The organism is Rossellomorea sp. YZS02, assembly GCF_033963925.1.
In the GTDB taxonomy this organism is placed as follows: domain Bacteria; phylum Bacillota; class Bacilli; order Bacillales; family Bacillaceae_B; genus Rossellomorea.
The window spans coordinates 67,103-87,158 of sequence record NZ_JAXBLY010000008.1; the positions used below are offsets into that span (position 1 = coordinate 67,103).

Consider the following 20,056-nt stretch of genomic DNA (forward strand, 5'->3'; position numbering starts at 1 on the left):
CTATCTCAACTCCGATAATTCATGTGTCAGGAGCTCTTCCGTCCATTTGCAGGAGTGATGATAGCTTTCCATCACTACCCTCTTGTCTAACTTCAATTCTTCCATAATGGTTTCGGTCCCTGCCCAGTCCGCCTTCTCTATATAGACGACGAGTTCGAGTATCTCTTTTAGATCATTCCGGGAACCGGTTAAAGCATCACAGATATCATCGTTCAAAGGAAGATCCTTTAGAATTTGATCGATTGGCATGGATAAGATGGTTTCCATTAAAGAAAACATCCCCGTCAGGAAATAACTCGATTTCAAGGGTGCACGATCATGTTTTTCTGCCACTAATTCACACATTTTAGCCCTCGTCAAACATAAGGTGATGACCTCATTTTCCAGCTGCTCTTTTTTACGCGCCTGTTCCCTGACTGCCAATACATAGATCCAGCGTTTGATTTCAACAAGTCCTAGCAAGACAATGGCCTGACGAATCGAGTGGATCTTATGTTTCGGTCGATAGGCAGGAGAGTTGATCAGTTTCAACAGTTTATACGATAGTGAAAGGTCCTGCTCAATCAACTGACTGATCCTGTCAATGCTCGGTTCAGACATTTCAAGGCTCTGAATGATCGAGTAATAAGAATGAAAATAAGTTGGTACATCATGAGTGGCAATGATCTTCGGCTTACTGAAGAAATAACCCTGAAAGTAATGATATCCCTTCCTCATCGCTTCTTCGTAATGGTTCATGGTTTCCACTTTTTCAGCAAGAAGCTTATAATGAAGTAAATGGGAGAGTACCTCGATACTTCCCCTTTCGTACTCCGTTGTATTCATGAAGTCCACCTTCACATAATCTGCGAGTTTCATCAATTCCCTGCAAAAAGGGTTGAATTCATTAAATATGAAATCATCTAATGCAATCATATAGCCTAAGTCTTTTAACTGCTGACAAACCAACACCACTTCGGCACTCGGAACTACACTCTCAAGAATCTCAACGACGACCTCCCTCGGGTTAAAGTAAGTCGGAACTCTCAATTTAAGAAGATTTTCTGTAAAATTAATAAAGCAGGGCTTACCGGCTGATAAGCTTTCAAGCCCGATATTCAAATAACTGTTTATGATGACATCCGCGGTTGCCTGATCCCCGTCGATATCAGGAAATATATTCAATTCATTGTTTCTGTAAAGAAGTTCATAGGCGACCGTTTCTTGATTACGATCAAAAATGGGCTGCCTGGCTACAAATACTTCCATCAAGATCACCCCTGCTTTACTCCTGATCAACATATCATATCAATAGTCAAAAAGATTCATATTTCCCTACAATAGTAACAAGAAACGTGCGGAAAGTCCATGTAATTTGACAATAGTTGTAAAAATATGCGGGTGAGGAGGCTCGCCCGAACGTCCGTGGAAAGCAGGTCAGTTCCCTTCACCCTCCTGCACCATACTTAAATGACAGAGCATCGTAAATCTTAGTTTGTATGCGAATAGCAACAATCTTTGCGAAAACAGTCAAACAAAAAAAGCCCATCAACATGATCTGCATCATGTTGATGGGCAACTCCACTTGAATCCTTATCCGCTTCAATGAATTGAATGTACAAAGAAATTCATAAGAAACAGTGCAGCAATGATATATAAAGGAATGGATACTTCCCGTGCCTTACCTGTAGCCATTTTCAACACCGGATATAGAATAAAGCCGATGGCGATACCGTCCGCAATACTGTACGTGAACGGAATCATCGCAATAATGAAAATAGCAGGAAACGCCTCTGTCAGGTCACGAAGATCCATATGTCGGATATTTTGGATCATCAAGCCTCCGATGATGATAAGGATCGGAGCGATGGCATGATCCGGTATCCACTTTAAATACGGGATGAACATCACAGAGCCTAAAAATAATACTCCCGTTGTCAAACTCGTCAATCCCGTACGGCCTCCAGCCGTCATGGCTGCAGCGCTTTCCACCGTTGAGACTGTTGGACTCGTCCCGAAGAACCCCGAGGTAAATGCAGAAAATGCATTAGCTTGAAATGCTTTGGGATATTTATGAGGTTGACCGATCATATCCGTATGCCCGTGAATGAGACCGATGTTTTCAAATACCAATACCATCGTCACTGAGAAAACCGCAATCCAGAACGGGATTTCCATTATGGCACTGAACGATATCTGGCCGAAAACTTGGCTGTATTCACTCAAATGAAATGAGTTCGATTGTATGGACGGCTCGATTCCAAAGATGAATCCAAGTAATGTACCAAAGGCAATACTCCATAAAAATTGCCCTTTTACATTGCGGATGAAAAGAAAAATCGTCACCAGAAATGTCAGCACGGTCGCCAACACCTTCAATTCCCCAAAGTCACCAATCATGATAATGGCACTGTCCCCTCTTTGGATGAGACCACCCTTTTCAAGACCGATAAACATCAAAAACATCCCTAAACCAACTGTAATGGCTTCTTTTAATGTTTGGGGAATGGCTTCCGATAATACTTTTGAAAGCTTGGTAAACGCAATGATCATAAAGAGTATTCCTGAAATAACGATAACCGCTAAAGCTTCCTGCCATGAAAGGCCAGAAGATTTTACGAGCGTAAATGTAAACATTGCATTAATCCCCATGCCTGGAACCAGAAGGATCGGTGCATTCGCCCAAAAGGCCATCACCAAACACCCTACGAAGGAAGCAAGTATCGTTGCCATGACCGCTCCTTCAAATGGAATTCCAGCTTCTGAAAGAATTAAAGCATTCACAGCGATGATATAGACGATTGTAAAATAACCAATCGCACCAGCCATCATCTCCTGTTTCATCGTGGTACCGTGATCCTTTAACTGAAAAATACCTCCACGTGCTTTCATATAATAATCTTCCTATAAAACTGCCCTCTCCCTACCCGCTCCTCCCGATATTAGGGGAGCCACAAAATACTATTTTAGCAAAAGGTCTGACGTTTGCCAATATGTATTTTTGTGGGTAAATGCATGTTTATCTTTAATTTTTAACAATACATGAAGTGTGGGTGTTCATATCTAGCTGGAATCCAGCTGGATATGTTTTTACTCCATTAAGGGGAATCCGGCCGAAACTGGAAAGAATTAAGCGACTTTTAGTAGAAATCGAGCCTGTTTCGTGAAGAAACCAGCCGAATTACCTGTTAATCCAGCCGTTCCCGAGTATAATTCAGCCAATTAACAAATTATCCCACGATCTCCACTCACTGAAACACTTCCAACTTTTCTGACAAAACCAAAACACCACCGACAGGTCCGTCCCTCAAAAAAAGCCTCCCATAAAGGAGGCTCATTAATGAAGTCTTATTTGTCTATTTCACGGATGAGGTTTGCCATTTCGATTGCTGATACTGCAGCTTCCCAACCTTTGTTCCCTGCTTTAGTGCCGGCTCTTTCAATGGCCTGCTCAATTGTGTCTGTCGTTAAAACACCGAATATGACTGGAACATCTTCCTGCAGGCTTAGGTTTGCCACTCCTTTTGCTACTTCACCGCTTACATATTCAAAATGCGCGGTGGCTCCGCGGATGACGGTCCCAAGTGTAATGACAGCGTCATATTTTCCTGACCGTGCAAGCTTCTTGGCGATCATAGGTATTTCAAATGCACCGGGAACCCATGTGACAGAGACATTGTCTTCTTCCACTCCATGTCGCTTTAACGCGTCTTCCGCCCCGCCTAAAAGTTTCGAAGTAATGAATTCGTTGAATCGTGAGACGACAATCGCAACTCTTAATCCTGACCCTACTAAATTACCTTCATAAATGGTTTTCATTTTATTATCCTCCTAAAATTTAAGTAAGTGACCCAACTTAGCGTGCTTTGTTTTTAAATACTTTTCGTTTTCGAATTTCGCCGGCATTTGAATCGGTACACGGTCCACGATTTCCAGGCCATATCCGTTGATCCCGGCAATTTTTCGCGGATTATTGGTCAATAGGCGCATCTTTGTTAATCCTAAATCCCTTAAAATCTGTGCCCCGATTCCATATTCCCTCAAATCATCGCCAAAGCCCAGTTTTTCATTGGCTTCGACGGTATCGTAGCCTTCTTCCTGGAGCTTATAAGCCTTTAATTTATTGATCAAACCAATTCCCCGGCCCTCTTGCCTCATGTATAGGAGTACTCCTTTACCCTCTTCCTCAATTTGTGTGAGAGCTGTGGCTAGCTGGGGACCGCAATCACATCGATTGGAGCCGAATACATCACCTGTCAGGCATTCCGAGTGAACGCGAACGAGCACCTCTTCGTCCTCAGTCCATTCACCCTTTACAAGAGCGATATGCTCTTTCCCGGTAATGTTTTCTGTATAAGCGACTGCTTTAAAGTTTCCGAATTCGGTTGGAAGTTCAATCTCCACTTCCCTTGTCACAAGTTTTTCGTTTTTTCTTCGATACCGGATCAGATCTTCAATAGAGATGATCTTTAAATCCCATTTATCGGCTAGCTTCATTAATTCAGGAACCCTCGCCATCGTTCCGTCCTCATTCATAATCTCACATATGACACCCGATGGTTCTGCACCAGACAGAATAGCCAGATCGATGGCGGCTTCTGTATGGCCGGCCCGCTTTAAAACGCCGCCATTTTTGGCAACAAGGGGAAATACATGCCCCGGCCTTTTGAAGTCTTCAGGTGCTGACGCTGGATTCAATAATTCCCGGATGGTCGCCGATCTTTCGTAAGCACTGATCCCGGTCGATGCCGATTTATGATCAACCGAAATAGTAAATGCAGTTCCGTGCGGATCGGTGTTTAACGTCGTCATCGGTGAGAGCTTCAACTTTTGTGCAAGATCTTCGTTAATCGGGGCACATATCAAGCCCCTTCCTTCCTTCGCCATGAAATTGATGACATCTGGTGTCGCTTTATCGGAGAGTGCAATAAAGTCCCCTTCGTTTTCCCGATTTTCATCATCGACGACAATAACGACCTTACCAGCCTTCAAATCTTCAATTGCTTCTTCAATCTTGTTAAACATGGGGCAACCCCTCCTATTAGTCAGCAAAACCATTTTGTGACAAGAAATCGTAACTGATGTTGTTTGACGTGCTCTTCACTTGCTCCTTCGCTTCATAAAAGCGATGAAAGTACTTTGCCATCACATCACATTCAATATTGACGATATCCCCTACTTTTTTTTCACCCAGGACCGTGTCTCCTCTCGTTTGAGGGATCAATGATATGGTTATCTTATTGCTATGTACACCAAATACGGTAAGGGAAGTACCATCAATTGCGACAGAGCCTTTCATGATGAATAAATGGCTCTGATGTTCAGGAATGGAAATGTCCATGTACCATGCATTTTCCACTTTTTCCACTCTTACGATGCTGCCAATCCCGTCTACATGTCCATTGACGAAATGGCCGCCGAATCGGCCGTTGGCAGCCATGGCTCTCTCAAGATTCACTCTTGAACCCCGGGATAGTGTCCTCAACGTTGTACCCTCAAATGTCTCAGGCATTACGTCCACTTGAAATTCCCCCCGATTGAAAGAAGTCACGGTCAAACAGACGCCATTTACACTGATGCTGTCACCGACCTGCACATCTTCGAGAACCCGTTCGGCTGAAATGGTGAGTTCCATGGAAGAAGATGATTTCCTCATGCTTTCAATGGAGCCGATTTCTTCAATAATTCCAGTAAACATCTTTTCCATCCTTTCATAAAAGCTTAAATAGTAGGCACTGCAACAATCTTAATATCCTTACCTACACGTTCCAGGCTCAAAATCTCCATTTCAAGACCTTCTGCTATGGTCGGAAATCCGTCCCCGCCAAAGCTCGTGTAGGCAGAGCTTCCGCCTATCAACTTCGGAGACATGTACATGATTAATTCCTGAAAGGCTTTTTCCTTTAAGAAAGTAGCATGGATTGTTGATCCACCTTCCACATAAAGGGATCCGATATGCCTGGCACCCAGTTCTTTCAACACGGAATGAATGTCGATTTCTTCATCAGAAAGGGTGACGACTTCACAGCCTTTTTCCAAGAAGGGCTGTCTCTGTTCTTCATTGACAGAATTCCCTGTGAAAATGACCGTCGCACTTTGTGAGTCTTCCACTACATGGGAGTGGAGTGGTGTTCGTAAATGGGTATCCAGAATAATTCGAATGGGTTTTTTTCCACCTTGGGGCAAACGGGTGGTCAGGTGCGGGTTATCTTGTATAACGGTATTGACTCCTACTAATATCGCGTCATGCCGGTGACGATCATAGTGGACTTCGGTTCTTGATTCTTCTGATGTGATCCATTTGCTGTCTCCTGATACAGAAGCGGTTTTCCCGTCTAGAGTGACAGCTGTTTTAAGCGTAACAAACGGGGTTCCATTTTGAATGTAGTGAAAGAAATGCTTATTGAGCTCACAGGCTTCTTCCTCGAGCTCCCCTACCACTACATCAATGCCAGCATCCCTTAATTGTTGAATTCCACGTCCCGAGACATGTGGATTGGGATCCATGGTTGCCACATGCACAGTCTTTACACCGCTTGAAATAAGAAGCTCTGAGCATGGAGGTGTTTTCCCGTGGTGGGAGCAAGGTTCCAGAGTGACATAAACGTCGCTTCCTCTCGCCTTTTCGCCTGCAGCCTTGATTGCAAGCACTTCTGCATGACCTTCACCTGCTTTCAGATGGGCACCCATCCCAACTATTTCTCCATTGTTCACTACCACCGCCCCCACCATCGGGTTTGGTGATGTCTGGCCATGGGTGGACTTTGCCATCGAAAGAGCAAGCTTCATATATTGAGAGTGATTCAAAGAATTGACCTCCTTTCCTAAATAAATATCGTAAAATAAAGAAACCCCAAGTATTATTTCTACTTGGGGGAAGTTGGCATGACTAAATAAAGCATCCAATCAATCGATCAAAAAGAAAAAATACCCATAAGAATGTGGTATATGCTCCTATCAAGATCATCAACCAGATACTGCCGTTCCTTCTCCCATCCAGACTTTCACTGTCGGCTTTGGAGTTTCACCAAATCCACCGTCTAATATTCATTAGCCGGGTCACGGACTAAGAGCATTTGCTCATCACCGCCGGTAGGGAATTTCACCCTGCCCCGAAGGAAACCTATTCGATTAACATTATTCTATCATAGTTTCCTTGTTGAAATCATCTAAGGCGCTTAAAAAAATTATTTTTGTATTAATTTTTAGAAAGCTCTCTATATAACAATAAAAAAGAGGAAGCCGCTACTTTATAGAAGCATCCTCCATTTCATTATGGTACGAGCATCCTGCATTCTTCAGCACATTTAAAACAGGCTTCGGCACAATCCCTACAATGTTGCTGGTCATGCGAATGGCATTCCGCCCCACACGCATCACAGATCTCTGCACAGAGGGAGAGGATGCGTTGCACAAATTTACTGCTCCGTTCCATGGCATGAATGGTATAGGCACAAATGTCAGCGCACTCTCGATCGAGTTCGATACACTTCATCATCGGTTTCTCTTCTTTCAGGCACGCATGATAGCACACATTGCATGCTTCCCTGCAACGTTCTAAAGCCGACAAACATGATTTGTAGTCAGCATTCATCTTACCACCTCCATCACTGTCCTTTTAGTGTACCCATTTCCAGTGAAAAGAATAAATCAGGAAGTGAGAAAATAATCACTATCTACGTACCACAAAAATATCAGGAGCCAATCCTTCTCATCACTGTATGTCTCATAAAATGAAACGTAACTATGGTGAGAGTCAAACAGTCTTTGTATACTCTGGGGAAGATACCCTTTTTGTAAAGATAGATGATTTTGCTCCTGATAATTCAAGATCCATCGCTTATTCCCTTTATAAATGAGGACAGTGTCCCCTCCCTCACTCTGCCATTCTATTGCGGTGGCACTTTGATACTTCAATTGAAACGTCATTTTCGACTTTGGGTGGTCAATCTTAATGGTCCGACTCCATTTTGAAAATGACAAAGGTCCTTTATTCCTCCGGTGTAGCTGGTATTGCTTGGGATTATTGATCATGGATGTCCGTTGAATAAAGTAGTCAGACCAGCCGTTGGTTTTCAGGTAATAGGAGCCTTCTTTCGTGTGAACACCTACAAGTGAATGAAGAGAAACAGGCATTTTTTCATAAAATATTCGGTTGGCCTTTTTCAATTCTTTCTTAATACTATAGCTAAGGTAAAGATTTGAACAAGCAGGGATGAAAATCAACAGAGGAAAATAATACAATTGTTGTGTCACGACAAGCATCCCCACACCAATGAGAAAGTACATGACACTTCGAAAAAGTAACGTATACTGTTCATTTTTGTATATTTGATAGAGGTTCATGAAATGCTCGTCCTTTCAAGGAATCTCTATCATATTTATGTGAAAAAATGATAAAAAGACCTTTAGAAAGGAAAAGACGAAGAATTTACGAAACTCTCATCACTGAAAGAGTCGTTCTGTAAGTCCTTCGCCTTGTTTTATAAGTGCAGTAGTTCACCTGACTGGTTCCATTCGACCAACTGTTTCAACTTCGATTCTGCATCATGATAGCCCTGCCAGTACAATTCGTCCAATTTCCGCGGATTTTTTTCAATCCGGCTGACTTTAAGGGGATACTGGGGCTGGATAATCAAAACGTCCCCCTTTTTTTCTTTCACTTCTATTTCCTCAATTATCTGATTGTAACGCAAATATCGGTTCATCAATGTTTTATGAAGCTCTGGATATTGGGGATACTTTTTTCTCACAAGAAACGAAAACCTAGAAGGCTTTTTATAATATCCCCTATTACGGGTCAGGATGACCACATTTTTCTTGAATCCGTCCTGCTCGGCTTTTTCGATGGGAACCGGATCACTTATCCCACCGTCAAGGAGATGTCGTGAATTGAATTCAACGACCGGTGCGACAAATGGGAGAGAACTTGATGCACGAATTATGGTAAGTAGATCTTCTCCATAGTCATTCCTTGAGAAATAGGCCGGCCTCCCTGTATGACAATCCGTGGTACCGACAACAAATTCCGTTCCGTTCGAATGGAAAGCTTTGTAATCGAAGGGGACCAGTTTGTTTGGGATTTCATCAAAGACATAGTCCATTCCAAATAATTCGCCCGTTTTCCAATAGTTCCGCCATGATAAGTATTTTGGGTCGCGGATGAAATCCACATTGACCTTTTTATTCCGCCCGTTTTGCTTGGATAAAAAGGAAGCAGCATTACATGCACCTGCGGAGACTCCGATGACATAAGGGAATTCAATGCCGTTCTCCAAGAAATATTCCAGGGCACCTGCTGTATAAATCCCTCTCATTCCGCCTCCTTCAAGAACGAGACCCGTCTCGTTTATCATCATCTTCTTGAACACCCGCCTTCTGCTGTAGTAAATAGTGTTTTACTTCATGAGGGTAGAGATCCATCCCGTAGAGTTTTTCTATAGGTATCCAGCAGGGGATATAGTTTCCTCTATTCCGGAAGATATCATATTCTTCTCCCTTTCCTGTACCAAATAAACCATTATATTTTCCCACAAAATAATAAGAATGTGTATCAATCTGCCTGAAGGTCATTGCGAATTTCAGTTCCGAAACGTTAATCCCCAATTCTTCCTTCGCTTCCCTGGTTGCCGTTTCGATTTCGGTTTCACCTTTCTCCATGCCTCCACCTGGAATGACATAATAAACGGAGTCATCCCTTATTCTCTTAATGACGGCTACCTTTTCATCGTCAATCAGAATGATGCCAACACGATGCTTCATTTCCAATCCTCCAAGGGGATCAATTTTGCATTGCACGTTTGTTCATAAAATTCAATTGGGCCAGCTTCTTTTAACACGACATACATATATCGTTTCTCTTTCATACTTTGCAAAGCAGCATAGAGGAGCTTCCTTCCCACTCCCTGATGCCTGGCGGTTGGCAGTATCCCCATCGGTCCAAATACCCCCTTTTTGTTCATATAGACATCATACGCTGCAAAACCCACCATCTCTCCTCCCATCTTTGCTTTTAAGATTGGGATGTGAGGTGCCGGGGACTGAAAAGCACACCTTAGCGTCTCGGACCAATTCTCTCCGAAATGACGTTGCGACCAGGAAAGGAGGGCATCTTTCTCCTTTATGTCAACGAAGCTTATTTCAACCTGACCGTCTTCTTTAAAAGACCAATCTCTATTTAATAAATCCACGGTTAAATCCCTGGATGATGTGACAGATTGCATAATGCTCTCTTTACGGACAACCTTCAACCCACTTTCCAACTCTGGGTGATCTGAGAGAAGCGAGTAAAAGGCCTTTATGATGTGTCCTTCATTAAGGAACGTTTGGTTATATCGCTTCATGATATCAATTGAGGCATTCCATATTTTCAGGGTATTTAATGATGGTGGCTTGGAAAATGATTCAATCCAAATCCCTGAGGATGCTTCAGGAGAAAGTGATTTAATCAATCCTTCTATCTCATCCAAATTCGGTTCAATAAGGTCATGCATTTCTCTTAAAGTCCCTTTTCTCACGAGGGCCGCTCCCATGAATAGGTCAATACTTTGAATGCTCGCATGCTGATTTCTCTCAGCCAGCTCATGTGCTTGTTGGATCATTTGTTGTACTTTGTGTGTCAATCGGGGAGCTTTCATTGATTTCCCTCCTCCTTATACCACCATTCGACATCAATCGCTGAATTCCTTTTACATTATTCGTGAGGTCCGTCCCTCTCCCACAAGAGTTGCGTCATGCCGTCAGCTCAGTTCTTTTTTCTTGGAGATGGTCGGAGTGATGAGGAGGATGGTTAAACATATGACCACGGTAAAAATGATGGTTACGGTTAAATTTTCATTCCAGCGTGAATACAGTATCAGATCATGAACATAATTGGTCAGCTGGCCAGGTGACCATTTTAAGGTTTTTGTCATATACCCTGAAAGAAAGGTGATCAACATGGTGCATCCGAGGGTATAAAATGCAGTTAGACCCGGCGATTGAGAAAAACTGCTGAAGAAAACGACCAAAGTCATGATAAAGATCAGCCATAACCCGTAAACGAGAGACCCCTTTAGCAATGGATAGAAGGAAATACCGTCAAATAAAAGGTGGATGTAATAGTAACCCGATAGCATCCCAAGGCTGTAGGAAATCCATACAAGCACAAATGCAGCAGACCATTTGGAATAAATATAAGACGTGTATGGCACAGGTTTCACAAGAACCATGACAGCGTTGCCGGATCTCCTTTCTCCAGAAACCGTCCCCATAAATCCTAAAACGATGACCAGAACACCGAAAGTACTGAATTGACCCATGATCGATAATACTACCTCAGCCGATGATGGGGTCGGGATGGATATGACCGTCCCTTCCGGAAGATCCCCCACCGATTGCAGAATCTCAGGCATATAATAAGCCGTTAACGGTTCAGTCAACCCGAATAGAATGAACACGGCAGGCATCCAAAGTACCTTATAATTACGTAATAGCTCCAGCATTTCCTTTCTGAATAAAACCCAGCCTATTTTCATCTATTCATTACCTCCATGAAGACTTCTTCCAAGCTTTGTTCATGGCTCTCGAACTTGGTCACGCCCCACCCATGTGCAGAGATTAAGGAAAAGATCCTGGATCGGTCCCTTTCAAGGTCGGAAACTTCAAAGGATAGCTGTTTTCCATTGGAAATGATGTTGTGGAGCCAGTCTTTCTCCTTTAGAAAATGAAAGAACTTCTTGCTATCTTCATTAAAATGCAATTTCATCTTTAATCTGTGGTGTCTTGCCTTCACTTCTTCGATTGCCCCCCCTTCTATCAGTTCACCTTCATGCAAGAATAACACTTCATCACAAACTTGCTCGGCGTCGTTTAATATATGGGTTGAAAACAAGATCGTCGTTTCTTTTTTTAACCCCTTTAATAATCCCAATACTTCCCTTCTGCCGAAAGGGTCCAGTGCCGAAACCGGTTCATCGAGGATCAGGAGCATAGGCTTATGAATAAGGGCTTGAGCAATTCCTAGACGCTGCTTCATTCCCCCTGAATATTGACCTATCTTTCGACCTTTCCCTTCCAGTAAGCCGACCATACCGAGAAGTTTTTCTGCACGCTCCTGTGCGTCACCTTTTGTCATTCCTGAAATTTCACCTGAGAATACCAGGAACTCTTTTCCCGTCATCCATTCAAAAAAGGATGGATATTGTGGTAGATACCCGATTATTTCTCGGATATCTTCAGTCGGGACCGTTGTTTGGATGGAACCTCTTGTTGGTCTTATTAATCCAGCAAGCATATTTAAGATCGTCGTTTTCCCTGCCCCGTTTGGACCTAGGAGAGCTGTACACGCCCCTTCTCTCAAACCAAATGAAATGTTTTTCACTGCAAGCTTTTCTCTGTATCTCTTTTCCAGATTGGCCACTTCCAGAACGTTCATCGGGTATGTCTCCTTCCAAAGACGAAATAGATGACAGGACCGATGATATTAATGAACAGAATGATCAATAACCAAAGCCATTTCGGTCCTCTTGTTGACTTTATTCGTATTAAATCAATCACCGCCACCAACATGAGAATGAATTGAATGACTATTACCGGAGCAATAAGCCCCCAGTTGACAGACTGCAATGCTTGTTGTATTTCGCTCATTATCCTCTTCCTCCTTTTGCTTTACTTTGATTAGACGCACGAAGAAGAAATTCGTTCAATTACATTATTTTTCTCAAAAAAAAAACTGACCGCCAACCGTTCGGGGATCAGTCATCACGTTATGTCATTGTATAATGAATGCAGTTTATTCACTTCTGATTTAACAGTGTGTTCGAGTGAGGATGGGGATATCACTTTCGCCCCGCTTCCAAAGGAGAGTATCCAGTTTACGAGACCGGTGCTTACCCGCGCTTTTGTTGATAATATAAAATGATCTTCACCTGCCCTTTGAATACTGACCTCTCTCCCAAACTTGTCGATGATCACATTAATGAGGGAGTTAAGAAACTTGATCCTGATCCACTCCTCGTCTCCCGCAAACATGTGAAATGTTGATTGTACATACTTGGATACATCAAAAGCTTCATATGGGAAGGTTTCAGTAAGAGCTTCAACATTCCGGAGTCGATCAACGCGGTAGTGACGTATTTCAGCTGCATCGAAATAATAAGCAATGAGATAATAGAAATCATTCGCCCACGTAAGAGCGTATGGTTTCACTTTATAAAGACTGCCCTCGCGACTAAGATTGAACTGTTTATTCACATCGAAACGACCATATTGGAAGGTGATCATTCTGCGTTCTGCAATGGCCTCATGGATATCATGGATGGTGCGGCGGATATAGGGACTGTCACTCTTTATGGAAGAGTCGATTTGGATTTCATTATGTAATAGCTTTCCTTGCCGGTGACTGGTCAACTGTCTGATTTTCCCTGTGAGTTGAACCGTTTCTTTTTTCGAGATGAATTTGGCGGAGACGACCGCATCAATAAGCATCCTTAATTCATATAATTCGAACAGCCGATACTGATGGCTGTAATACTTTGGCAGACCATCCTTTTCCTGATTAATCGTGACATCGAACCCTTGCCGGATAAGGTGATCAAGGTCATCCTTTAACGAATTCTTGTTCAATTTCAGGTCTTGCCCGTACGTCTGCTTAAAGCGGAGAATGATATCATCCAGACTCAGTTCGTGATCTTCGTCCGTTTCTTCTTTCAATATACTCATCAGTTTCAATATTCTCTCTTTATTATCGATTCTCAACATGAAAGTGGATGCTCCTTTCAGAAATGATCATTTTATAAAATTATAAAGTGAAAGAATTTTTTGTCAACTCTACAAGTACCCCTGACAAAAAAAGAACCCAACGAGCCGTTTGGGTTCTTAGTCTTGTTATTTCAGTATTCTAAAGACTGTCGGGATTTGGTAGTGTTCACCCTCGTAGGCCTTTACCGCTCCCAGGATGGTAAAGATCAAGGCAAGTATCCCTACGAACGGTGCCAATACAAATCCGATCAGGACGACCATTAAAATCGAGCTAACCAATCCGTAAACGGCATAGGAAATAAGAAAATTGAAATATTCCTTGCCGTGAAAGTCCACAAATTCCGATTCGTCTTTCTTGATGAGCCAGATGACCAATGGCCCTATGAACGCTGTGAAGAAGCTTAAGATATAAATTAGAGCTGCCATCATTCTTTCGTCTTTTGTAGGCATGTCAATTCCTCCCTGTTAAAACTCTTTAGCAGATACGTCTAATGTATCCTCCTCTATATTTACGTACTCACTCTCATAAAGTTTCATCCATTAGAATGATTTTCTTTCATGAATTTGCTTGTTACTTATGGACATCCCTCATGAAACAGCAAGGACCGGAATATGTATAAAAGAGAGTCTGTCCCGGGACATGCAGAAAGGTCGTGATAAACTTGAGTAATTTGGAAGCTTTCATACTGGGGATCATTCAAGGTTTAACCGAATTCCTGCCCATATCAAGTACTGGGCATCTCTATCTTGGAAGATTGACGTTTGGACTGGAGGAAGCCGGGCTCTTCCTGGATACGATGCTTCATATAGGAACATTGATTGCTGTTCTCGTTGTGTATCAAAAGGAACTACTTTATATGATTAGGCATCCGTTCAGCAAATTATCCTGGATTCTCATCATTGGCACCATTCCTGCAGTGATTGTTGGATTTTCATTCGAGGATTTTTTTGACTCCATCTCGAAGACCGGTTCCACGATCGGTTGGGAATTCCTCGCAACTGGATGCATCATGTATTGGGCTGATGGCGTCAAGGATGGCTATAAGAAGTTGGAAGATCTTTCTTACACGGATGCTGTCGTGATCGGAAGCTTTCAAGCTGCTGCCATATTCCCGGCACTTTCGAGATCGGGCTTGACGATAGCCGCAGGGTTATTCAGGAAGCTCGACCGGGAAACGGCTGCCTATTTTTCATTCCTCCTGTCCACACCTGCCATACTCGGAGGAATTGTGCTTCAAGGTAAAGAAATGTTCGGGGGACATATTGAAGCGATTTCTTTCCAAAGTCTGGCCATTGGTACGGTGAGTGCAGCCGTTTTCGGTTATTTCGCCATCATCACCATGGTGAATTATTTAAAGAAGCACTCATTAAAAATATTTTCTTATTATGTATGGGCATTAGGGTTACTGATCCTTATTCTTCAATACTCTGGATTTATGTAGGAGGAAGAAAATGAACCATGAATGGGTTTTACAGATCCTTACTCTTCTAACCGATTTAGGATATGCAGGGATTTCACTTGCACTCATGATCGAAGTCATTCCTAGTGAACTGGTCTTAAGCTATGCAGGCTTTATGGTCAGTACAGGAAAACTTACATTTATCGGAGCATTCTTGAGCGGGATCATCGGAGGGACCGTTGCACAATTATTCCTTTATTGGTTAGGTTATTATGGAGGGCGACCGTTCTTTGAGAAATACGGAAAATATCTGCTCATCCATCCAAGGCACATCCATGCCTCTGAGAAGTGGTTCGACAAGCATGGAACCATCGTGATTTTCACAGCTCGTTTTATTCCGATCGTCCGTCATGCCATCAGTATACCCGCTGGCATCAGCCGCATGCCCATTTCGACATTCAGTCTCTATACCTTTGCCGCCATGCTTCCCTGGACATTGTTATTTATGATCATAGGAATGGAGCTCGGTACTCATTGGGAACATATTGAGGTCATTGGGATACGCTACATTAAACCACTCAGTTTAATTGCTTTATTCACAACGATTCTATATCTGATCTTTTCCAATAGAAGAAATAAAAGGATGGATTAACTTCTTTTTTTATACAAAATTGTTTAGAATAAGAAGCAAACAAGCCTTACGAAAGGATATATTATGACATCCATACTTTTAAAAAACGTAACCATCTACCCCATTACATCCAAGCCCATCCAAAACGGCTCTGTACTAATAAAAGACGGAATAATTAAACAGATACTCCCTCATGAGGCAAATGGAGATCAATATACGACCGTTTATGATTGTCATGGGAAGTTTCTATTCCCAGGCTTCATAGACTGTCATACCCATTTAGGTCTTTATGATGAAGGCACCGGCTGGGCGGGTAATGACGCCAATGAAACGATAGAACCTATGACACCTCATATCCGTGCCTTTGATGGGGTGTATCCTTTGGATCCGGGTTTCAAGGATGCCCTTAAATATGGGGTCACCACCGTAAATGTCATGCCGGGAAGCGCGAACGTGATCGGTGGAACTACCTCCGTCATTAAAACCCTGGGTTCCAACATTCAATCCATGATCATAAGGGAAACATCCGGATTGAAGATCGCATTGGGAGAGAACCCGAAGCGGATTCATAGTAATGGTAATAATGATTCCATCACAAGAATGGGAATTATGGGAATGCTCAGGGAAGCATTCTTTTCGGCTAAATATTGTGATCAACCGGAGGACCTGCGAGTGGCACCTCTGGTATCTGCATTAAAACGGGAAATTCCGGTTCGAATACATGCTCACCGCGCAGACGATATACTATCCGCCGTACGTTTTGCAGAGGAATTCAACCTGGACCTGCGGATTGAACATTGCACGGAGGGACACCTTATTTCAGAAGAACTTATAGGAAAAAACCTCAAAGTTTCCGTCGGCCCGACATTTACAAGACGATCGAAAGTAGAGCTTAAAAACAAGAGCTGGCTCACTTATCAAAAATTGACGGAAGCCGGTGTCGAAGTGTCAGTCACGACTGATCATCCATACACACCCATTCAATACTTGAATATGTGTGCAGCGATCGCTGTGCGTGAAGGGTTGGATGAACAAAAGGCTTTGGAGGGCATCACCATTCTTCCAGCCAGAAACCTTGGTGTGTCTGACAGGATCGGTAGTATTGAGGTAAATAAAGATGCTGATTTGGTCCTATGGAGCCATCACCCATTCCACTTCATGGCAAAGCCTCTGGTGACATTTGTGAATGGGGAAATCGCTTATCAAAACGTGTAGAAATTTGGTAAAAAATTTTATCAAAAATTAGCTTTTTACCTATTTCCTTTTTGAGATATTTCGTATATGATACAGATGGATAATATATTTCCGATTACATTGTTCTTAAGACGCTGTTTTTTCATATATGAGCGACTGTAATGAAGGGAAGGCAAAAGGTGCGCCACCAGTTTCTTGACTGGTCTTAGTGGGTTCGATTCCCACCCCGAAATTTTTTAGTTACCATTTAAAAATTTCGAGGGTGGGATCGTACGCAAGTAGACTGCCCTCTAGGAGGGTCTACTATGATCAAGAAACGTGAATTACATGAGTGTCATGAACTTTATGACCTGATGGTGCACCCGGATGTCTTCCCTTTTGTTCGCCAAAAGGCACATTCTTATGAGGAACTTCTCTTCCTTACAAAACAGACAATCGAAGCAGAGGAACGGGGAGAACTGATCTCCCGGACAATTGTGGACGAGTGGGGCAACCCTATCGGCACGATCAATCTCTTCGACATTCAGGAAAATGCCGGCTTCCTTGGCACATGGCTGGGTAAGCCATTCCATGGAAAAGGGTATAACCAGCCTGCCAAGGATGCTTTCTTTTCCGAGCTGTTCTTTGAGCTTGGTATGGAAACCATTTTTATGAGAATCCGTAAAGTGAATACCCGTTCTCAAAGAGCTGCTGAAAAGCTTCCCTATGTTGTGAAGGCAAATGATACGAGAAAATCTCTTTATGATCAACTAAATGCTCAGGAAGAGGTTTATGATCTTTATGAAATCCCGAAAGATTTGTATACACTTTATCTATATCAGTTGCAACAGTCACCAGAGGAAGAACAGGCTCTTGAAGCTTAGTCTGCATGAAAAAAGTTATCACGCAAAGGCACCCACCTTTCGTGATAACTTTTTTTGTCAGATTAAAATGACGCATGAATCATAAACAATACCGTAAAAGCGACGGCAAGCTTTAAATGCCATGCACCATCCTTCCTCTTAAACCGTCTGAATCCCATAAAAATAAGAAAGCCTAATACCATACTCGTGAGGATCCCAGTGATGTTTGTAAAATCCCAATGAAAGTTAATCATCACTGCAAGAATCACATGAAAAATAACAACTGCTGTCGCCAGTAAAGCAAGTGGGACATGCCATTTTCTTAATAGCTTTCCTGCCTGTTGGACAAGACCTTTAATCTCAAGATTTCTCCATTTCACCCCTCTTAGACCTTTCCATTTCAACAATTGGAAAACAGGAAAGATACTCAGGACAATGAAATAGATGATTCGTGAAACAGACCCGAACTGCTTGAAAAACCCTTTATACGTGTCCTCATCGACATGCAGAAAGCTTTGGTAATTAAGGGCGATTAGAGCTGTGCCTGCTCCAACGATACTCGCCGTTAAAACTAAATACTCGATAATTCTTTTCCGCTCTTTTGGATTTGGGATTGTATTGGATAAGAATGACGGATATTGTTTGATATTTGATTTCATGTGCATACCCCTACTATCATAATATACCGATAGTATAAGCCTTAAAGATGAAAATTACATGAAAATCAAATGAAAGTATTCTCTTTTCAAAAGGCTGTTTTCGTAAAGATTGTTGCTATTCGCATACAAACTAAGATTTACGATGCTCTGTCAATTAAGTTATGTTGCAGGAGGGTGAAGGGAACTGCTCCGCTTTCAAAAAAAAGAAACTGTATCTGGTGGCTTAATCAAAATAAGCATCACCAGCCCAGCTCCTATTCTCACTTCTTTTTCGACAGCTTTTCAAAATACAGATTTCGAACAACAAAGGTTTTATAATTCTCCAGTTTCCTTTTTTCAACGGGATGATGGTTGATTCCCATCTTTTTAAGCTCCTGCAGATACCAACCTTTTGAATATTGATATGCCATGCCCCTACTCCCCCTAAGTCCATTTATATACTATATGCTTGAAGGGGAATCCAATGACTTTTCAATGACTTCTTATCTGGACATTGTTGATAGTTCATTATACATGTCTTGTATGGTAAACGCTTTTTCTCCCTTATCCATATGATGGATCATCGACTCCCTGTTTGCCTTCAGTGCGTTTACGCTTGAAAGGAAACTCTCTTCGTTCAGTTCTTCCTCCTCTAACTTCATTGCATAACCGTGTTTCACGAAGCTATTTGCATTGAGGATTTGATCACCACGGCTTGCTTCTCTGGATAGTGGAATCAATAACATCGGTTTCTTTAAGGCAAGAAATTCAAATATTGAGTTGGAACCTGCGCGGGAAATCACGAAATCGGTCATCGCCAGGTAGTGAGGTAGTTCACCTTTGATGAATTCATATTGACGATACCCCTTTTGGGTTAGGGAGTCATCAACATTTCCCTTCCCGCAAATATGAATGATCTGGAACTGTGAAAGCAGTTCTTGAAGATTCCCTCTAACTGCTTCATTGATTTTCCTTGCTCCGAGACTTCCTCCCATGATCATCAGTATAGGCAATTCATCATAATATCCCGTTAACCTCTTTCCTTCGCTGGCATCACCCGTAAACAATTCTTCCCGGATGATGGCACCGGCGCATAATGACTTCTCACTTGGGAGAGATTGGACCGTTTCAGGAAATGTAGTGAATATCTTTGTGGCAAATGGAACCGCCAGCTTATTTGCGAGTCCAGGCGTCACATCCGACTCATGGATCGCCACAGGAATCTTCGCTATTTTAGCTGCCATGACAACGGGCACTGAAACAAAGCCCCCTTTTGAAAAGATGATATCGGGCTTTACCTTTCGTATGATGGATAGTGCATCAAACACCCCTTTCATCACACGAAAAGGATCCGAGAAATTCTTCCAGGAAAAATATCTTCGAAGCTTCCCGCTCGAGATACTCTTATAAGGAATATGGGGAAACTGCTCAGTAATGATTTCCTTTTCGATTCCGTCCTCCGAGCCTATATATGTTATATCCCACCCCTCACTTTCAAAGTATGGGATCAATGCTGTATTGACCGTTACGTGACCTGCTGATCCTCCACCTGTAAATAAAATGCGTTTCGTCATATGTACTAAACTCCTAACTCCATAATCTCATATTCATATTACTAACCATTATACACTT

Annotated in this window: 24 protein-coding genes and 1 riboswitch; of the genes, 5 read left to right on the forward strand and 19 right to left on the reverse strand. The window is 42.5% G+C overall.

The annotated features are described in order from the left end of the window. From SLH55_RS09735 to SLH55_RS09765, 7 genes are all read right to left on the reverse strand, one after another. Window positions 1–1,248: an EAL and HDOD domain-containing protein gene (locus SLH55_RS09735; RefSeq protein WP_219168196.1), complete on the reverse strand. Its 1,248-nt coding sequence runs from the start codon at window positions 1,246–1,248 to the stop codon at window positions 1–3. A 333-nt stretch (window positions 1,249–1,581) separates the two neighbouring features. Continuing rightward, window positions 1,582–2,871, reverse strand: a complete 1,290-nt coding sequence (locus SLH55_RS09740) for an NCS2 family permease (RefSeq protein WP_320323311.1) — start codon at window positions 2,869–2,871, stop codon at window positions 1,582–1,584. 456 nt (window positions 2,872–3,327) lie between these two features. Then, the gene (gene ribE, locus SLH55_RS09745) at window positions 3,328–3,798 is read right to left on the reverse strand and encodes a 6,7-dimethyl-8-ribityllumazine synthase (RefSeq protein WP_219168198.1); all 471 of its coding nucleotides are present in this window, start codon (window positions 3,796–3,798) and stop codon (window positions 3,328–3,330) included. A 12-nt stretch (window positions 3,799–3,810) separates the two neighbouring features. Further along, complete coding sequence (locus tag SLH55_RS09750) at window positions 3,811–5,004, reverse strand: bifunctional 3,4-dihydroxy-2-butanone-4-phosphate synthase/GTP cyclohydrolase II (protein WP_320323312.1); 1,194 nt, start codon at window positions 5,002–5,004, stop codon at window positions 3,811–3,813. A 16-nt stretch (window positions 5,005–5,020) separates the two neighbouring features. Further along, window positions 5,021–5,677 carry a riboflavin synthase gene (gene ribE, locus SLH55_RS09755; protein WP_320323313.1) on the reverse strand — a complete coding sequence of 219 codons (657 nt, stop codon included), beginning with the start codon at window positions 5,675–5,677 and terminating at the stop codon, window positions 5,021–5,023. Window positions 5,678–5,700: 23 nt separating this feature from the next. Next, window positions 5,701–6,786: a bifunctional diaminohydroxyphosphoribosylaminopyrimidine deaminase/5-amino-6-(5-phosphoribosylamino)uracil reductase RibD gene (ribD, locus tag SLH55_RS09760; RefSeq protein ID WP_320323314.1), complete on the reverse strand. Its 1,086-nt coding sequence runs from the start codon at window positions 6,784–6,786 to the stop codon at window positions 5,701–5,703. Between the two features lie 173 nt (window positions 6,787–6,959). Further along, window positions 6,960–7,103: riboswitch (FMN riboswitch) on the reverse strand. A 149-nt stretch (window positions 7,104–7,252) separates the two neighbouring features. After that, entirely contained in the window at window positions 7,253–7,414 is a 162-nt protein-coding gene (locus SLH55_RS09765) for a four-helix bundle copper-binding protein (RefSeq protein WP_320323353.1), read from the reverse strand. On the opposite strand from SLH55_RS09765, the gene SLH55_RS09770 reads away from it, so the two are divergent. Then, the gene (locus tag SLH55_RS09770) at window positions 7,388–7,540 is read left to right on the forward strand and encodes a hypothetical protein (RefSeq protein WP_320323356.1); all 153 of its coding nucleotides are present in this window, start codon (window positions 7,388–7,390) and stop codon (window positions 7,538–7,540) included. The two genes, SLH55_RS09765 and SLH55_RS09770, sit on opposite strands and share 27 nt — an antisense overlap. Window positions 7,541–7,629: 89 nt before the next feature. On the opposite strand, the gene SLH55_RS09775 is transcribed toward SLH55_RS09770, so the two are convergent. The 9 genes from SLH55_RS09775 to SLH55_RS09815 all read right to left on the reverse strand — a co-directional run bounded on the left by SLH55_RS09775 (window position 7,630) and on the right by SLH55_RS09815 (window position 14,169). Next, the gene (locus tag SLH55_RS09775) at window positions 7,630–8,325 is read right to left on the reverse strand and encodes a hypothetical protein (protein WP_320323315.1); all 696 of its coding nucleotides are present in this window, start codon (window positions 8,323–8,325) and stop codon (window positions 7,630–7,632) included. A 137-nt stretch (window positions 8,326–8,462) separates the two neighbouring features. Further along, window positions 8,463–9,335, reverse strand: coding sequence for a patatin family protein (locus SLH55_RS09780; RefSeq protein WP_320323354.1), 873 nt, complete (start codon window positions 9,333–9,335; stop codon window positions 8,463–8,465). Next, a complete protein-coding gene (locus SLH55_RS09785) occupies window positions 9,307–9,741 on the reverse strand; it encodes an NUDIX domain-containing protein (protein WP_219168203.1) in 435 nt (144 codons plus the stop codon). The genes SLH55_RS09780 and SLH55_RS09785 overlap by 29 nt, the downstream gene beginning before the upstream one ends. Next, window positions 9,738–10,616 carry a GNAT family N-acetyltransferase gene (locus tag SLH55_RS09790; protein WP_320323316.1) on the reverse strand — a complete coding sequence of 293 codons (879 nt, stop codon included), beginning with the start codon at window positions 10,614–10,616 and terminating at the stop codon, window positions 9,738–9,740. Before SLH55_RS09790 ends, SLH55_RS09785 begins: the two co-directional genes overlap by 4 nt. 102 nt (window positions 10,617–10,718) lie before the next feature. Continuing rightward, a complete protein-coding gene (locus SLH55_RS09795; RefSeq protein ID WP_320323317.1) occupies window positions 10,719–11,495 on the reverse strand; it encodes an ABC transporter permease in 777 nt (258 codons plus the stop codon). Continuing rightward, window positions 11,492–12,394: an ABC transporter ATP-binding protein gene (locus SLH55_RS09800; RefSeq protein WP_320323318.1), complete on the reverse strand. Its 903-nt coding sequence runs from the start codon at window positions 12,392–12,394 to the stop codon at window positions 11,492–11,494. Before SLH55_RS09800 ends, SLH55_RS09795 begins: the two co-directional genes overlap by 4 nt. Then, a complete protein-coding gene (locus SLH55_RS09805) occupies window positions 12,391–12,606 on the reverse strand; it encodes a PLDc N-terminal domain-containing protein (protein ID WP_219168207.1) in 216 nt (71 codons plus the stop codon). Before SLH55_RS09805 ends, SLH55_RS09800 begins: the two co-directional genes overlap by 4 nt. 114 nt (window positions 12,607–12,720) lie before the next feature. Next, window positions 12,721–13,719 (reverse strand): helix-turn-helix transcriptional regulator, encoded by a 999-nt coding sequence (locus SLH55_RS09810; protein WP_219168208.1) that lies wholly within the window; start codon window positions 13,717–13,719, stop codon window positions 12,721–12,723. Between the two features lie 126 nt (window positions 13,720–13,845). Next, window positions 13,846–14,169, reverse strand: coding sequence for a DUF4870 domain-containing protein (locus tag SLH55_RS09815; RefSeq protein WP_320323319.1), 324 nt, complete (start codon window positions 14,167–14,169; stop codon window positions 13,846–13,848). A gap of 212 nt (window positions 14,170–14,381) precedes the next feature. On the opposite strand from SLH55_RS09815, the gene SLH55_RS09820 reads away from it, so the two are divergent. The 4 genes from SLH55_RS09820 to SLH55_RS09835 all read left to right on the forward strand — a co-directional run bounded on the left by SLH55_RS09820 (window position 14,382) and on the right by SLH55_RS09835 (window position 17,807). Next, window positions 14,382–15,161 (forward strand): undecaprenyl-diphosphate phosphatase, encoded by a 780-nt coding sequence (locus SLH55_RS09820; protein WP_320323320.1) that lies wholly within the window; start codon window positions 14,382–14,384, stop codon window positions 15,159–15,161. Window positions 15,162–15,171: 10 nt separating this feature from the next. Continuing rightward, window positions 15,172–15,771 carry a DedA family protein gene (locus tag SLH55_RS09825; RefSeq protein ID WP_320323321.1) on the forward strand — a complete coding sequence of 200 codons (600 nt, stop codon included), beginning with the start codon at window positions 15,172–15,174 and terminating at the stop codon, window positions 15,769–15,771. Window positions 15,772–15,834: 63 nt separating this feature from the next. After that, the gene (locus SLH55_RS09830) at window positions 15,835–16,965 is read left to right on the forward strand and encodes an amidohydrolase family protein (RefSeq protein ID WP_320323322.1); all 1,131 of its coding nucleotides are present in this window, start codon (window positions 15,835–15,837) and stop codon (window positions 16,963–16,965) included. A gap of 284 nt (window positions 16,966–17,249) precedes the next feature. After that, window positions 17,250–17,807, forward strand: coding sequence for a GNAT family N-acetyltransferase (locus SLH55_RS09835; protein ID WP_219168213.1), 558 nt, complete (start codon window positions 17,250–17,252; stop codon window positions 17,805–17,807). Between the two features lie 62 nt (window positions 17,808–17,869). Here the strand turns inward: SLH55_RS09835 and SLH55_RS09840 are convergent, their stop codons facing one another. The 3 genes from SLH55_RS09840 to SLH55_RS09850 form a co-directional block, all read right to left on the reverse strand. After that, the gene (locus SLH55_RS09840; RefSeq protein ID WP_219168214.1) at window positions 17,870–18,445 is read right to left on the reverse strand and encodes a hypothetical protein; all 576 of its coding nucleotides are present in this window, start codon (window positions 18,443–18,445) and stop codon (window positions 17,870–17,872) included. A 260-nt stretch (window positions 18,446–18,705) separates the two neighbouring features. Continuing rightward, complete coding sequence (locus SLH55_RS09845) at window positions 18,706–18,855, reverse strand: DUF2639 domain-containing protein (protein WP_206848948.1); 150 nt, start codon at window positions 18,853–18,855, stop codon at window positions 18,706–18,708. A gap of 72 nt (window positions 18,856–18,927) precedes the next feature. After that, entirely contained in the window at window positions 18,928–19,998 is a 1,071-nt protein-coding gene (locus SLH55_RS09850) for an undecaprenyldiphospho-muramoylpentapeptide beta-N-acetylglucosaminyltransferase (protein WP_219168215.1), read from the reverse strand. Window positions 19,999–20,056 lie beyond the last annotated feature (58 nt).

Excerpts from the sequence above, each read along its gene's own strand:
- SLH55_RS09735 (WP_219168196.1), bottom strand. The coding sequence starts at position 1,248 with ATGGAAGTATTTGTAGCCAGGCAGCCCATTTTTGATCGTAATCAAGAA.
- SLH55_RS09740 (WP_320323311.1), bottom strand. The coding sequence starts at position 2,871 with ATGAAAGCACGTGGAGGTATTTTTCAGTTAAAGGATCACGGTACCACG.
- ribE (WP_219168198.1), bottom strand. The coding sequence starts at position 3,798 with ATGAAAACCATTTATGAAGGTAATTTAGTAGGGTCAGGATTAAGAGTT.
- SLH55_RS09750 (WP_320323312.1), bottom strand. The coding sequence starts at position 5,004 with ATGTTTAACAAGATTGAAGAAGCAATTGAAGATTTGAAGGCTGGTAAG.
- ribE (WP_320323313.1), bottom strand. The coding sequence starts at position 5,677 with ATGTTTACTGGAATTATTGAAGAAATCGGCTCCATTGAAAGCATGAGG.
- SLH55_RS09765 (WP_320323353.1), bottom strand. The coding sequence starts at position 7,414 with ATGGAACGGAGCAGTAAATTTGTGCAACGCATCCTCTCCCTCTGTGCA.
- SLH55_RS09775 (WP_320323315.1), bottom strand. The coding sequence starts at position 8,325 with ATGAACCTCTATCAAATATACAAAAATGAACAGTATACGTTACTTTTT.
- SLH55_RS09780 (WP_320323354.1), bottom strand. The coding sequence starts at position 9,335 with ATGATAAACGAGACGGGTCTCGTTCTTGAAGGAGGCGGAATGAGAGGG.
- SLH55_RS09785 (WP_219168203.1), bottom strand. The coding sequence starts at position 9,741 with ATGAAGCATCGTGTTGGCATCATTCTGATTGACGATGAAAAGGTAGCC.
- SLH55_RS09790 (WP_320323316.1), bottom strand. The coding sequence starts at position 10,616 with ATGAAAGCTCCCCGATTGACACACAAAGTACAACAAATGATCCAACAA.
- SLH55_RS09795 (WP_320323317.1), bottom strand. The coding sequence starts at position 11,495 with ATGAAAATAGGCTGGGTTTTATTCAGAAAGGAAATGCTGGAGCTATTA.
- SLH55_RS09800 (WP_320323318.1), bottom strand. The coding sequence starts at position 12,394 with ATGAACGTTCTGGAAGTGGCCAATCTGGAAAAGAGATACAGAGAAAAG.
- SLH55_RS09805 (WP_219168207.1), bottom strand. The coding sequence starts at position 12,606 with ATGAGCGAAATACAACAAGCATTGCAGTCTGTCAACTGGGGGCTTATT.
- SLH55_RS09810 (WP_219168208.1), bottom strand. The coding sequence starts at position 13,719 with ATGTTGAGAATCGATAATAAAGAGAGAATATTGAAACTGATGAGTATA.
- SLH55_RS09815 (WP_320323319.1), bottom strand. The coding sequence starts at position 14,169 with ATGCCTACAAAAGACGAAAGAATGATGGCAGCTCTAATTTATATCTTA.
- SLH55_RS09825 (WP_320323321.1), top strand. The coding sequence starts at position 15,172 with ATGAACCATGAATGGGTTTTACAGATCCTTACTCTTCTAACCGATTTA.
- SLH55_RS09830 (WP_320323322.1), top strand. The coding sequence starts at position 15,835 with ATGACATCCATACTTTTAAAAAACGTAACCATCTACCCCATTACATCC.
- SLH55_RS09835 (WP_219168213.1), top strand. The coding sequence starts at position 17,250 with ATGATCAAGAAACGTGAATTACATGAGTGTCATGAACTTTATGACCTG.
- SLH55_RS09840 (WP_219168214.1), bottom strand. The coding sequence starts at position 18,445 with ATGAAATCAAATATCAAACAATATCCGTCATTCTTATCCAATACAATC.
- SLH55_RS09845 (WP_206848948.1), bottom strand. The coding sequence starts at position 18,855 with ATGGCATATCAATATTCAAAAGGTTGGTATCTGCAGGAGCTTAAAAAG.
- SLH55_RS09850 (WP_219168215.1), bottom strand. The coding sequence starts at position 19,998 with ATGACGAAACGCATTTTATTTACAGGTGGAGGATCAGCAGGTCACGTA.